Origin of the sequence: Streptomyces sp. NPDC005794, assembly GCF_042871445.1 — a bacterium.
GTDB lineage: Bacteria > Actinomycetota > Actinomycetes > Streptomycetales > Streptomycetaceae > Streptomyces.
Genome location: NZ_JBIAIN010000014.1, coordinates 1 through 13,178, shown reverse-complemented (window position 1 = coordinate 13,178; position 13,178 = coordinate 1). Strand labels below are relative to the sequence as shown.

The window sequence follows — 13,178 nt, the reverse complement described above, 5'->3', positions numbered from 1 at the left end:
GCCGATCAGAGTGAAACCTGGGAGCGTCAGGCCCACATCAGGCGTTGCCCCTGTGGCCCGACATGGAGGCGCATCCGCTCGACCGACGGCCGCCCCGCTTCGTGCCAGCGGACGCACTCCTGGGCGATGGCGTCCCACAGCCGCCGAGGGCCGCCCTGGCGGACCAGCCACCGGCCGCGCTCCTCATACACAGCCGCCCAGCTGCCCGCTTCCACGTCCACGACCACCTGTTCGGTACGCCCGTTGCGCGGTAGCCGGAATCGCTGGGCGCGCGGCGTCGCGAACTGTGCGAGGAACCGGGGCGTCCACGCGTCCAGCACGTCCGCTCCGATCTCCGTCGGCTCCGGCTCGGCGTCGTCCAGGTCGGGCAGCAGCCCTAGCGGCGGCGCCTGGTGGGGGCGGGCGAGCATGAACGAGACCTGCCCGCTCAGAACTGGTCCGCTCGCCGTCCCGTCCTCCGCGACGGTCAGCCGCACCAGTTCCGAGGCTCCCATCCACCCCGCCACGGTCGCGAGGATCACCCCGCCCGGCCGGCTCCGGGCGATCCACTCGCCGGGCACGGTGTGCACGCCGCAGGTCGCGATGACGCGGTCGTACGGGTCTCCTCCGCCAGGGTGACCGGCGAGCCCGTCGCCGACGATCAGGTCCGGTCGCAGGCCCACGCCGGCGAGTGCCACCGCGGCGCGGGACGAGACATCGGCGTCCACCTCGACCGAGGTGACCCGTTCGCCGCCGAGCGCCTGGCTCAGCAGGGCGGTGGAGTACCCGGTCCCGGTACCGATCTCCAGGACTCGCGCCCCCTCGGACACCTTCAGCGCCTCCAGCATCCGTACGACCAGGCTCGGCCGTGTCGAGGAGGACGTGGGGCGCTGGGCGATCCTGCCCTCGACCTCGCGCGGCACGACCGCTGCCGCGACCTGGGTCACCAGCGTGTCGTCCTCGTAGACGCGGTCCAGGCCGCCCGCGCCGTCGAGAAACGTGGGCCGGTACCAGCCGCCGTCCTCGTATGCGAACCAACCTCCACCGAGGAACGCCTCACGGGGCACGGCCCGGACGGCCGCCTCCCACCGGGCGCTGCGCAGCACCCCGGCCTCGGTAAGTCTGCGGGCCAGGGCGGCCCGGTGGCGGACGGAAGAGATGTACTCGTTCATCGTCGTTCTTCCCCTCTTTCGAGCAGGTCAGCGATGGCACGGGTGAGGGGCAGCGCGGTGGCGGCCTCCAGCCAGGCCCACTGCCCGTTCGGATTGCACTCCAGGAACCACCATGCGCCGTCCTCGGTCACGGCGAAGTCGAAGGCTCCGTAGGCCAGATCGAAGGCGTCGAGGAATCGGAGAAGGGCTCTCCTCATGTCCGGCGGGCAGTTGACGGACGCGTAGGAGAGGTTCTTGTACTCCGCCCGCCAGTCGACGACACCCGGCGGAGCGGTGATGCGCACACAGAACACCTCCCGGCCGACGACGACGGCCCGGATGTCCGCCACCTTGTCGACCCGCGCCTGGAAGAGGTGCGCGCAGCAGCCCACGGTGTCGTCGAGCTGGTGGGCTTGCACGGGGCCGGCCCAGATCCCGGCTGGTTCACCGTCCACTTCGTACGCACCGGCGTGCAGCGGCTTGTAGATCGTGGGCCGGGCAGCGGTGAACGCCTGCGCCTCCAGCCGGTCATTGGTGATGACCGTACGGGGGACGAGCAGCCCGACGTCGAGCGCGACCGCGAGTTGCGCCGGCTTGTACTCGGCGCGGGCGATGGACGACGGGTGGCTCAGATACCGGCACCGGGGCAGCGCGGCCAACACCCCGCCGAGGCCGCGCCTGTTCTCGCCGGCCGTGAACCGCGCCGCCTGGTCCACGCCCGCCGCCGGACCGTACGGGCTGGGCCGGCGGTGGTAGAGCGACCGCACCTCCGCCAGGTCCGCAGTCCTGTCACGCACGGTCAGGGTGCCCTCCCAGCCGTCCTGGCCGAGGCGCGCGGCGAGCCCGACCGCCGCCGGGAGATCCCGGCCCGGATCGAACCGCAGGACGGGCACACGGCGCCGGTTCAACTCGGCGATCACCAGATCCGCTGTGGCGTCCTCGTACTCGGTCGCGACCAGCACCGTGTGCCCTCGCATCACTCTGTCCTCCGCCCTCTCCGTCCTGTCCTGTTCTCAGTCCTGGGTCGCGTCGTGACCGCTGTCGGCGTCGAACCTGCCGTCCTTGCACACCTGCGTGGGCGGGTAGGTGTTCACGGACGTGCCGTGCTTGCCCAGCTCGACGGGCGTCATGACGCCGTCCCCGCCGATCCAGCGCCCGGTCTGGGACTCGTGGTCGATGCCCTCGTACCGCCAGGGCGACGGTTCGGCGTTACGCAGTGGCGTCATGCGGCTCATGCCCCAGGGCGCGGACGGGGCATGGGTGGTCCGGAACATGGTTTCTCCATCTGGTGGTTGCCGACGCGGGGCTGTTCCCGAGTCGGGTACGGGTGCGTGCCGTGAGCCGGGATCCTGGTTCACATGTGCGCGGGGTGACGGTGCGGCCCGTTCGATACGACGGCTTGTCCGTATGCGGGAGTGCCGGGCCTCGTGGGCAGCGCGTACTCCGCCCAGACCGTCTTCCCCGGGCCGACGCGGTCGCGTACGCCCCAGCGGGCGGTGAGGGCATCGACGAGTACCAGGCCACGGCCGTGCTCCTCGTCGAGGGCAGGCACGCTGTGGGCCGGCTGCGCGGGGTGAGCGTCGGACACCTCGATACGGATGACGCCCCGGCAGGCGTCGTACGCCAGGAGTAGCGCGAAGTCCCGGCCGGCTACGCGGCCGTGGAGCGCGGCATTCGTGGCGAGCTCGGCGACGACGAGCGTGACCGCGTCGTGGTCACCTGTCCCGCGAGGGTGTCCCCACTCGGCGAGCTGAAGCGCGGCAAGCAGACGCGCGAGGCGCGCCCCGCGCCGGGTGGCGGAGAAGCGCTGGGCGAACACGCGTGCGGGGGCCGGGGATTCGTGGTCAGGAGCTGGCATGGGACTCAGCCTGGCGGGAGGACGGGGCCCAGCGGCAGGCACGGCACCGATACAGATCCTCTTGTATCTGCTCACTCGCTGGACCGGGTGAGTCACGGTACGTAACCATTGGTCGGGTCGGGCGGGTGGCGCAGCGCGGACGATCGCACGGTACGGCACGGGTGGGCCCTGCGAACGGGTCAGGCACAGGGAAAGGCGGCCGCGAATGGCTACGGACAACGACGGTGGCAGGGGCGGGGGCAACGGGAACTGCGGTGAGCCGGAGGTGTCCGACAGCCTCAAGACGTTCGGCGCGGTACTCAAGGCACTGCGGGACGAAGCACGCCTGACGCAGGAGCAGTTCGCGCCTCTGGTGCAGTACTCGGCGGCGTACATCGCCAAGATCGAGCAGGGCAAGCGGTTCCCGCCGAGGGACTTGCTGGAGCGCTCGGAGGAGGTGCTGGGAGCTGCCGCGGCTCGGGTGCTGGCAGCGGCGGCCAGAGGCTTGACGCGCAAGGCGGGCCTGGCTTCGTGGTTCTTACAGTGGGCGGCCGTCGAGGAGGAGACGACTTCGCTCTACGCCTATGAGTGCAGGGTCATCCCCGGCCTGCTGCAGCCCGAGCCGTATATCCAGGCGGTCTTCGATCGCCATCTGCCGCCACTCACCCAGGAGCAGTCCGAACGCCAGGTGGCGGATCGATTGGCCCGTCAGCAACTCCTCATCGACCGTCCGAACACCACCTTCAGCTTCATCATTGAACAAGCTCTACTGGTACGGCGCTTGGGCGGCGACGGGGTAACGAGAGCACTTGTCGATCACCTCCTCCTCGTGGGGCGTTACCGCAACGTGGAGATTCAGGTGATGCCACTGGTCCAGGAGGACCACGCGGGTTTCGAAGGCGAGATGTACCTCGCGGAAACCGCCGACCACCGATGGGCCGGATACGTCGAGGGGCACGGTACTAGCATGCTCATCAGCGATCCGAAAGCGGCGAGTTACATGCTCCAGCGCTATGGCAAGATGCGCTCGCAGGCCCTGAGTCATCAGGACACGACGAGCTTGCTGGAACAGATGCGAGGAGGGCAATGAGCACCGTGGAACTGGCTTGGTTCAAGAGCAGCTACAGCGGAGGCGGCGGGGACAACTGCGTCGAGGTCGCCGTACGTCCCGAGACGGTGCTGGTCCGGGACTCCAAGGACACCCAGAGGCACGCGCTCACGATCTCGCTTCACGCATGGTCTGCGTTCACGGTGCTCGCTGCCGACTCCCGCGTCTGAAGGAGACGTTGGGGTAGCAGTTGCCTTGCATCTGACCGAGGTGACGGCAGCGGCGGGCCTGGCTGTCGGTGGCGCGCAAGCAAGGACGGCCACACCCTTGTTGATGAGAGGGTGAGCGCGAAGATTACCGCTTCGCCGGTGAGTAGCGTGGCTAAGAACGTGACCGTGAACTGTGTCGCGTCCAAAGAATTTCTTGGCTGACCGGCCTGCACAGTGCGATGGGACGAGCAACAGGGCAGATAACGCCAGCATGGCTTTATGACGTACCTGCGCCACTGCAGATGCCCCCCGGCTTCAGCTGGGGCCCACTGTGCCAAGGGTGTCCTGTGATGCCAAGGACTGGACATCAGCCTCCGTCTTGTCAGCCGCGTTCAGGCTCTGCCAAGTGCCACGGTGCAGGGGAGATGCCGCCGGGACACTTGGCATCAGGCCTCAGCCGAGCTGGCCCCTCCGCAGGGAGCCGATGAAGCTGACCCATGCTGCGGAGCGCACGTGGAAGCGCCCCTGATGCGGACGTGTGCTGTCGCGTATTGCGGTGCCCGCTTCAGCGAACGCCGTTTCCACGCACTCCGTCTCGTTGCCCCCGCTGTACGACGATGTGAACCAGGCAGACTGCGGAACCTCATTGCTCGCTCTTGTCATCCTTCAGGTCCTCCTTGGCACGGCTGATCAGCTCCCGAGAAGCTTCGATGTCCAACGCTTGTGCGCGCAAGTATTCGAACGCAAGCCGGTAGCGGATCAGTTCCGCGTCCTTCTCCATGAAGACCGAGCCGACGTGGAGGTCGACGTACACGACATCAAGGGAGGGCTCAGGGCCGCCGAGAATGACGAAGCTCCCGAGAGCGGCGCAGTGAGCACCGCGAGAGAACGGCAGGATCTGCAAGGTCACGTTATTAGTGACGCTGCTGGTGAGCAGGTGGGCGAGTTGCTCGCGCATGATGGCAGGAGAGCCCACCACACGGCGGACCACGGACTCATCAAGAATCGCCCAGAGGTGCGGAGCCTTGGGGCGGCTCAGAATCTTCTGCCGGCGCATACGGATGTCCACAAGGCGTTCGATCTCTTCGGCGGAGCGGCGCATCTCGTTGGCCTGCTGGAGAGCGGTTGTATAGCTCCGGGTCTGGAGAAGGCCGGGTACGTACACGCAGGAGAAATGATCCTCGCGCACCGCCTCGTCCTCGAGGGTGAGCATGAGGTTCATCGTCTCGGGGATGTGGTCCCCGAACGAGCTCCACCACCCCTGCTGCCTGGCATCTTTGGCTAGAGCGACAATCGACTGCCGTTCAGCATCACTTGCTCCATACTCGCGGCACAGGGCATCGATGACGAGCCACTTGACTGGGCCCTCGGTCGTTTCATAGCGGCTCACGGTGGCCTTGGAGACACCGACGAGCTGTCCGGCATCCTCCAAGGTCATCCCCGTGCGGGCCCGCAGTTTGCGCATCGTCGCGCCCAGGTGGCGTCGGCGAGTGGTCGCCCTGGCTGACATACACATTCCTTCCAACTGGTGCCGGGGGACTGGCCGCCGCGGCCCGACGAGGCTAGATCGATGTCGAGGTGCCGCACTGCCAGATTCACTCGATAGAGAGTCATGAGAAGTTACACAGAGCAATCTCTCAATGCCATACTCGCATCCAGGCGCCACGCAATGCGGTCGTTTGGACACGGTGAGAGCTGTGCTGCTGTGGCTGAGGAGGGAGTACCGGCATGACAAGTTGTAGCGCCGCGCAGACTCAGCACCAGTACGTGCTTCCGTTCAAGGCGTCTCCCGAGGCAATACGTGGCCTCCGGCAAGCGGTGCGGGCGGAACTGGCCTTCCGAGGGCTTGCCGACCTTGCGAGTGAGGCCGAACTCGTGATCACCGAACTCGTGACGAACGTGGTCAGGCATGTGGGTGTGGGAAGTGCCGCCGCCGTTGTTCTCGAGTTTCGCGCTGATGTGATCCATGCAGAGGTCCATGACGCGAGTCACCAGGTGTTGTTACTTGCTCAGGCCCGATGCGCTTCGGAGGGCGGTCACGGTCTTCACTTGCTGCCAGTAATTGCGCGTGACTGGGGTGCTCGCGTTACTTCGTCAGAGAAGGCGGTCTGGTGTGACCTGTCTTGCCTCGGGAGTGCTGCGTCTGTGCGGGGCCGACGTGCCAGCCTGGTTCTCAGCGGGTACCAAGGGCTGGCAGGCGAGGACGCGGTACTGCTCCTTAGCCATCCGCGGGCGCAGGAGCAGCGAGCTACCGCCGTGATCGTGGATCTCCTGCACTGGTTGGACGCCCAGGGCTGCAACCCGGATGACGTCCCTGCCTGCGCGCAGCAGAGTTACGAGTCTCATGTTGAGGCTGTCGCGTGATCCCCCCCCCGGACAGGGGCGGGTGTCTGTTCAGGAGGCGGGCCTGGCCTGGTCAATTTCCCTTCGGAGGGCGTCAGGGGTGCGCCAGGATTCACCGGGGCGGCTCTTGTGACACATGCGGTGACAGTTGGCGCACAGGAACGCCAAATCATCCAGCCTCGTCTCGCAGGGCCCGGATATGTGGAGGGGCAGCCGGTGGTGCACCTCGATGTAGCCCGTACCGAGAGGTCCGTAGAAGTGGCCAAAATCGAAAGTGCAGACCTCGCACCGCAGGGGCTGCCCCAGCTTCTCGGCCCTGGCGATTTTGCGGGCACGGATGCCGCGATCACGTTCGCGATGCAGGGCCCAGCGAGCGAGAAGGCGGCCTTCGACCGCCGAGTTCCCGTCGTCGTCGACCTCGTCCGGGTCCTCTGGGATCTCGTGCAGCTCGCCTGTGCCGATACCCTGGCGCAGGGCAGCGGCAGCCCCGAGCATCTCGGAGGGCCGGGTGATGAAGGCGGCGATTACCTCCTTGTCCAACCGTCCGCCCTTGGTGGGAGTGCTGGTGTAGGCAGGATGGTTCGAGGCCAGATCGGAAGTTTTGCGACTGACGCTGCCGACGGATCTGAACTTGGAGATGGTCTGCGCAGCCCCTTCATGTATGGGCAGGGACCGGAGCAGGTCGGAGAGATCGAGCACGCGGGGGTCACCCTCGCGCAGCTCATTCCAGTTGTTCTCGACCACGAGGGCGCAGGCCAGCAGCAGCTCGTCGTGGGTCCATGCAGGGCTTTTCGGCACGGGCCATATCGTATGAGTGTTCGCTGTCACGTGTGGGTCGGTCGGAGGGTATTGGTGTGTGAAGCACACTTGGAGGCGTTCGCGTTGTCAGTGGGGTCTGTCACCCTCTGTGACGACTGGCAGCAGTGGGTGCCAGTCGGGAAAGTTTGGGAGGAGGGTGCATGACCAGCATCAAGAGGGAGTTCACCTCAGTTGAGATTTGCGCTGGGGCGGGCGGGCAGGCTCTGGGCTTGCACAACGCACTTTTCAGGCATCTCGCGCTCATCGAGATTGATGTGAACGCAGTTGCGACCCTCAGGGAGAACGTTGAGGGCAATGCGGAGTGGGAGGGCTGCAAGGTCAAGCAGGCTGACCTGACAAAGCTCAAGCCGCGGGACCTGAGGCTGGAGCTAGGGCTGGAAGCGGGGGATCTCGACCTCTTGGCCGGTGGTGTTCCGTGCCCGCCCTTCTCCCTTGCAGGCAAGCAGCTCGGGCGGGACGACGAGCGGGATCTCTTCCCAGACATGCTCAGGCTTGTGGACGAGCTGAGGCCCAAAGCCGTCATGATCGAAAATGTCCGCGGCTTGCTGGAGCCCTGGGAGAAGTTCCTGGAGTACAGGGAGGAGCTTCTGGGGGACCTCGCGGCCATGGGCTATAAGCGGTGCTACTGGAAAGTCCTGGAAGCCAAGAAATACGGGGTCCCTCAGCTTCGCCCTCGGGCCATCCTGGTAGCGCTGAGAGAGCCACTGGCCCCGTTCTTCACTGCTGCAGAGCCAGAGGAGCGCCCACTTCTCACTGTCGGGGAGGCTCTGAAAGAGTCAATGTATAAGCGTTTCCGAGAGGTCGATGACCCCAGGGCCGATGACGCGTTCAAGGCCTGGCTGAAGGACGCCTTGAAGGGTGTAGCGCCGACTCTTGTTGGCGGCTCGAAGAAGCACGGTGGCGCTGACCTCGGCCCGACTCGTGCCAAGAGGGCGTGGGCAGCGCTCGGAGTCTGCGGACTCGGTGTAGCGAATGACCCTGCGGAGATGAAGCGGCAGGGAAGTCAGGAACGTGATCTTTTTTCAGCTGCGGGGCCGAAGCTGACGGTAGAGCAAGCAGCGATCATCCAGGGATTTCCTCCCAGCTGGAGGTTCGAAGGAAAAAAGACCGCAGCCTACCGGCAGGTGGGGAATGCATTCCCGCCACCAGTTGCCGAGGCAGTCGGGCAGCAGATCATTGCCGCGCTCAAGGCAGCGAAGGCAGCCGGCGTTACGGCCGAGATGCTGGAGGGCCAGTCCGGGGGCAGGGAGAGGGAGAGCGAACTGCTGTTCACGATGGCGGATCTCTCAGTGCCGAGCGTTGCGGAGGCGGCTGACAGCCGCCGCGATCGCGAGGGCGCAGTCGTCGGGTGACTCGTGTTCCCAGAAGCGGAGCACCGTCCACCCCGCGTCATGGAGGCGCTGGTCCGTGTCCCTGTCGCGGGTTACGTTCCGCACTACTTTGCTAGACCAGTAGCCGGTGTTGGTCTTGGGTGATACATAGTGCTCCGGACAGCCGTGCCAGTAGCAGCCATCGATGAACACCGCGACCTTCGCCGGACGGAAGACGATGTCTGCCGTCCGGCGAAGTCCGGGCAGAGGTTTGGCTGCTACCCGGTACCGCAGCCCCTGGGCATGCAGGAGCCGCCTGATCAGGAGCTCCGGTTTAGTATCCCGGCTCCTGATCGCCTGCATGTTCCGGCGGCGGGCGGCTGATGATGCCCAAGAGCCGGCTGGTGGCTGCCAGGCATTCTCTTCGTGCGTCATATTCCGGGATAGTCCAAGTGTTCTAGGAGGGCTCGGAGGTCCGTGGCATCCATTCCCCACGGTGCCACTTCTTCGTCTGGATCTGCCAGCTCCTGCACCGATGGGTCGTCCAGGATCCTCCCCATGAAATCCATCTTCTTCCCGAGACGGTCGTGGATTTCTTCATCGATTGTTCCTCTGGAGAGAAGGATCGTGATACGGGTCTCCGTTCCTGCCTTCAGTCCTAGGCGATGGATACGGTCCAAGCTCTGCAGGAAACGCCCAGCAGAGAAGTCGCGATCGAGGTAGACCGCGTCGTGGCATACATGGTGGAGGCTGATCCCTTCCCCAAGTGTGGCAGGGTTCGACAGCAGCACCATGCAATCAGGGTCCAGCCGGAATCTTCTGATCTGTTCATCGCGGTCGATGCTTCCACCGTGCACGACGGCCGGCTGAAATTTTGCCAGCGCGACCCCCAGCGTCGTCAGGTTGCGGACGAACGTTGACCAGACCAGCGTCTTGCGGCCCACTCGCGCATTTTCGGCAACGGTTCGAAGGACAGCCTCGTACTTCGGTGACATTTCATAGCGCGGCAGGTTCCGCATGAGTTCGCGCAGTGACCCGCTACTTGGCGGTTCGTAAGGAGGGGCGTGGAAGGGGAGTGGCTCGTAACGGTCAAACCCCTTGTCCAGTAACGATGGGCTGGTACTGGCCATCATCAGATAGGCCAAAACCTTACCCAGCCTCGTGAACTCGTCCTGTTCCGCATCACTAGTTCCTTGCGGCCTTTTACGCAGCGCCGAGTAAAGCGTCCGGTGTGCAGGCGGGAGATCGACAAAATGCACACGGATGTCTGTGGGAGGAAGCCCTAGTTCATTCTTCGTCGTCCTCGTAAACAGAGGACGAAGAATCTTGCTCGCGTGGGCCAGGTCGCCCCCTGCCACTGCCTTGTCGACCGCTCGGCGGCCGTGTCCGGGCCACACGAAGGAGAGAAGGCTCTCCAGGTCCTTGGCGCCATTTGGGGCCGGCGTGCCCGTGAGGATCAGACGGTGACGAGCCAGTGGCCCAAGCGCCATGCAAGCTGTGCCGTATGTGCCCCTGACTCCGAGCTTCATCCGATGTGCCTCATCCAGCACCATCAAGGTCGGCGCAGCACTCAGCCAGTCCGCCAGTTCCGTCTGGTACCGGTTCAGCCGCTCGTAGTTGACCAGCAATACTTCAACGTCGGCACCGGTGTGCCGCTCGAAGACACGGACTGCCAGCGGGGCGGTGAAGCAGTGCGCGCTCTCGTCTTGCCATGCTTCGTACGCGGACTTGGGACTGACGACGAGCAGGCGTCTGACCTTGCCGGCGTGGCGGAGCGCCGCATAGACAGCCATTGCTGTCCGGGTCTTACCCGCGCCGGGCACGCTGAAATTCGCTCCATGCGTGAGTGACAGCAGCTTAGCGATATCACGAGTTTGGAACTCGGTCAGTGGTGCCCTCCACGCGGGCCCCAGCTGGGCCGGCACATCGGCGGAAGTGACCGTGTCGGCGAAGTCCAGCCCCCGGTGTCCTGCGGCCAGCCGGGAGTCGACTGCCTGCGAGTCCAGTACCGACCCTTCAGCCAAGGCCTTCAGGTCAGGAGAAAAGGACACTCCTGCAGGGTCGTGCCACTGGTTGAGCACTGCTAGGTGGGAGAGGAAATCCTCAAGATCAATCTCGGCAGCCAGCGTTCCGCGCTGGCTGCCACTGCTGAACCGGGCTGTCAGCCGCACCAGCTGCTCGTGGCTTTCGGGTTGCGTCCTCAAGATGACCTTTGTGCGGGTCTCGTGGAAGCTGAGTCGCAGTGACGGCTCGACAGGGGCAGTCATGTCCGGTCCTCACTCGCCTTGATGAGCCATTCCATGCCCGCGCCGGGTTCAATTATTCCGCGGTTGGCCTGCCGTGCCAGCTTCAGAAGGCTGTCCTTGAGGCGTAGCAGAGCGCTGTCGAAACTCTCTTCATCCAGGCTGCTATTGGCGAACGCCCGCGCGAGGTCGCTGACACTTTGGTTGATAGCAGCACTGGCGTCGTCCAGGCGCTCCGCGGTGGTTTGTTGGACCTTCTTCAAGCGGTCATCGCGATCGGCCTCATCCAGTGCCCTTCGCATCGCCTTTTTCATCGAACTCAAGGTGTGCTGGGCCGTCTCCCTAGCTTCCATGGGAGCGTGACGTGCGGAACTCATGGCCTGGGCCTGCAAGATTTCGTCTGTGATTGCCCGCGCTTGCATGACAGACAGTGATGGTGGGGTTACGGAAACACTGAGACCTGCAATTGGAATTGCAGCACCTGCGTGCAGTGAATCTCTCTCAAAGCCATTAGGGATTGCTCCCGTGAGGTAATTTTGTTGAAATTTACCATTAATTAGGCGTGTCTTCGTTTTGGCAAAGTCGAGGATAATGGCTGCGATCCTGTTTTCCTTTACCTGCTCGGCGATCTCCTGGCTGGAGGCCTCCTCTTTGGTGTAATTTTTATGCAATTCCTTAAGGTTCTCTTGATGTCCCTCGAAATCTGTAAGGCTCAGCTGTGAGCCATCTTCCGTCCGGCTTCGATCGATCATTTCCCGGATCACTCCGAGGATCCAACGCTCTTGCCTGAAGGTTTTCGGCAGGATGTGAAATTCTCTGGAGATATCTACTGCTGCCCGTCCCAGCAACTCTTGCTCTTCCATCGCTAGCAAGCGGTTGATATACGAGTAGTCCCGGCGCTCATCAGGTCGGAGCTGCAATGCGAGTTCGACCGCATTGATGTCCTCCCAGGTGAATGAGGGGGGGAGTACTCCCACCCGGATTGACGTTTTCCCCAGTTTCCTTAGCGCGGCGGCCCGAGTGTTTCCGTTTACCAGGATCCCCTCGTGTGTGATCAGTCCAGGCTCCTGCTGATCGACCTCGCCGAGGCTCGTCATCAGATCCATGAAATCGGGATCCGGATCCTCAGGGCTGGTCGGCTTGCCGACGAGTAGGCGGTTGAGGTATTCCTGACTCTCATCCAGCCAAGGGTCAGATTCCAGAGTCGTGGCAAGCGCCGGATCGTGATCGCGCTGAGCCCTGATCCGGTGCGTCGCGGGATTGTAGTAAACGTCCCGCAGTGGCATATCGATTACGCCCACATGGAGCGGTCGGCCGTTCCACTCCACGGTGACTGATTCTCGAGGCCCTTCTCCTTCAACGGCCTCTTTGAGTCGACGAGCGATGAACTCAGCGTTTTCGGCTGCCTTGGGAGGAGGACTGAACTTCAGCATCTCCACACCTCTTTCTTCTCTGGTGGTGCCTCGCTGTAGAGGGGCACCACGCTCTTCCTAGTGTTGCGTGTTTGAAGTAGCTTTACGTTTGGTGTTTCAGGACAATGGGGCTGTGTATCTGGCCGCTGCGTTGCAGCTCCGTGAGGGTGATCGGTCTCGCCTGGAGGCGTTGACGCGGATGTCGACGGCCCCGGCGGGGTTGGTGCAGCGGGCGCGGATCCTGCTGCTGGCGGCGGAGGGTGTGTCCAACACGGACATTGCCGCCCGGTTGGGGACGTCGCGTCCGACCGTGCTGAAGTGGCGTGACCGGTACGGGGCTTCGGGGATCTCCTCGCTCGGGGACCTGCCGCGTCCGGGCCGGCCGGGCACGGTGGATGAGGTGGCGGTGCTGGTGGCGACGCTGGCTGAGAATGGCCGGGCGCCGGCCCGTCTGGGGGTGACGCACTGGTCGTCGCGGCTGCTGGGCGCCGAGCTGGGGCTGTCTTTCTCCGCGGTGTCCAAGATCTGGCGCAAGTGGGGCCTGCAGCCGCACCGGGTGGAGACGTTCAAATTCTCCACCGATCCCGAGCTGGAGTGGAAGATCCGCGACGTCGTCGGGCTGTATCTGGCTCCGCCGGAGAAGGCGGTCGTGGTCTGCGTGGACGAGAAGACCCAGATACAGGCACTGGACCGCACCGCCCCGATGCTGCCCCTGCGGCCGGGTCTGCCCGGGCGGCAGACGCACGACTACAAGCGCAACGGCACGACCTCGCTGTTCGCCGCCCTGGAGGTCGCCACCGGGAAGATCAGCGCCGACGCCTGCTTCG

14 protein-coding genes are annotated in these 13,178 nt (G+C 64.6%); 4 read left to right on the top strand and 10 right to left on the bottom strand.

What is annotated here, in order from left to right; all coding sequences use genetic code 11:
- Positions 1-26 precede the first annotated feature (26 nt).
- The 4 genes from tgmC to ACFYQ5_RS22550 form a co-directional block, all read right to left on the bottom strand.
- A complete protein-coding gene (gene tgmC / locus ACFYQ5_RS22565) occupies positions 27-1,151 on the bottom strand; it encodes an ATP-grasp peptide maturase system methyltransferase (RefSeq protein ID WP_389199820.1) in 1,125 nt (374 codons plus the stop codon).
- Positions 1,148-2,107, bottom strand: a complete 960-nt coding sequence (gene tgmB, locus ACFYQ5_RS22560) for an ATP-grasp ribosomal peptide maturase (protein ID WP_389199818.1) — start codon at positions 2,105-2,107, stop codon at positions 1,148-1,150. Before tgmB ends, tgmC begins: the two co-directional genes overlap by 4 nt.
- 36 nt (positions 2,108-2,143) lie before the next feature.
- A complete protein-coding gene (tgmA, locus tag ACFYQ5_RS22555) occupies positions 2,144-2,404 on the bottom strand; it encodes a putative ATP-grasp-modified RiPP (protein WP_389199816.1) in 261 nt (86 codons plus the stop codon).
- Between the two features lie 80 nt (positions 2,405-2,484).
- Positions 2,485-2,988, bottom strand: a complete 504-nt coding sequence (locus tag ACFYQ5_RS22550; protein WP_389199814.1) for an ATP-binding protein — start codon at positions 2,986-2,988, stop codon at positions 2,485-2,487.
- Positions 2,989-3,193: 205 nt separating this feature from the next.
- Here ACFYQ5_RS22550 and ACFYQ5_RS22545 point away from each other — a divergent pair, with 205 nt between their 5' ends.
- Both ACFYQ5_RS22545 and ACFYQ5_RS22540 read left to right on the top strand, forming a co-directional pair.
- Entirely contained in the window at positions 3,194-4,057 is an 864-nt protein-coding gene (locus tag ACFYQ5_RS22545) for a helix-turn-helix domain-containing protein (RefSeq protein WP_389199812.1), read from the top strand.
- Complete coding sequence (locus tag ACFYQ5_RS22540; protein WP_389199810.1) at positions 4,054-4,245, top strand: DUF397 domain-containing protein; 192 nt, start codon at positions 4,054-4,056, stop codon at positions 4,243-4,245. Before ACFYQ5_RS22545 ends, ACFYQ5_RS22540 begins: the two co-directional genes overlap by 4 nt.
- A gap of 432 nt (positions 4,246-4,677) precedes the next feature.
- Here ACFYQ5_RS22540 and ACFYQ5_RS22535 read toward each other — a convergent pair whose 3' ends face one another.
- From ACFYQ5_RS22535 to ACFYQ5_RS22525, 3 genes are all read right to left on the bottom strand, one after another.
- A complete protein-coding gene (locus ACFYQ5_RS22535; RefSeq protein ID WP_389199809.1) occupies positions 4,678-4,887 on the bottom strand; it encodes a DUF397 domain-containing protein in 210 nt (69 codons plus the stop codon).
- Complete coding sequence (locus ACFYQ5_RS22530) at positions 4,868-5,734, bottom strand: helix-turn-helix domain-containing protein (protein WP_389199807.1); 867 nt, start codon at positions 5,732-5,734, stop codon at positions 4,868-4,870. The genes ACFYQ5_RS22535 and ACFYQ5_RS22530 overlap by 20 nt, the downstream gene beginning before the upstream one ends.
- 884 nt (positions 5,735-6,618) lie before the next feature.
- Positions 6,619-7,365: an HNH endonuclease gene (locus tag ACFYQ5_RS22525; protein ID WP_389199805.1), complete on the bottom strand. Its 747-nt coding sequence runs from the start codon at positions 7,363-7,365 to the stop codon at positions 6,619-6,621.
- 161 nt (positions 7,366-7,526) lie between these two features.
- On the opposite strand from ACFYQ5_RS22525, the gene ACFYQ5_RS22520 reads away from it, so the two are divergent.
- Positions 7,527-8,738, top strand: a complete 1,212-nt coding sequence (locus ACFYQ5_RS22520) for a DNA cytosine methyltransferase (RefSeq protein WP_389199803.1) — start codon at positions 7,527-7,529, stop codon at positions 8,736-8,738.
- Here ACFYQ5_RS22520 and ACFYQ5_RS22515 read toward each other — a convergent pair.
- The 3 genes from ACFYQ5_RS22515 to ACFYQ5_RS22505 are packed head-to-tail and all read right to left on the bottom strand — an operon-like array spanning position 8,673 to position 12,372.
- Positions 8,673-9,131, bottom strand: coding sequence for a very short patch repair endonuclease (locus ACFYQ5_RS22515; RefSeq protein WP_389199802.1), 459 nt, complete (start codon positions 9,129-9,131; stop codon positions 8,673-8,675). The two genes, ACFYQ5_RS22520 and ACFYQ5_RS22515, sit on opposite strands and share 66 nt — an antisense overlap.
- Positions 9,128-10,963 (bottom strand): DEAD/DEAH box helicase, encoded by a 1,836-nt coding sequence (locus ACFYQ5_RS22510; protein WP_389199801.1) that lies wholly within the window; start codon positions 10,961-10,963, stop codon positions 9,128-9,130. The genes ACFYQ5_RS22515 and ACFYQ5_RS22510 overlap by 4 nt, the downstream gene beginning before the upstream one ends.
- Positions 10,960-12,372, bottom strand: a complete 1,413-nt coding sequence (locus tag ACFYQ5_RS22505; RefSeq protein ID WP_389199800.1) for a transcriptional regulator — start codon at positions 12,370-12,372, stop codon at positions 10,960-10,962. Before ACFYQ5_RS22505 ends, ACFYQ5_RS22510 begins: the two co-directional genes overlap by 4 nt.
- 118 nt (positions 12,373-12,490) lie before the next feature.
- On the opposite strand from ACFYQ5_RS22505, the gene ACFYQ5_RS22500 reads away from it, so the two are divergent.
- On the top strand, positions 12,491-13,178 hold a 688-nt coding region (locus tag ACFYQ5_RS22500), incomplete at its 3' end, for an IS630 family transposase (RefSeq protein ID WP_389200080.1).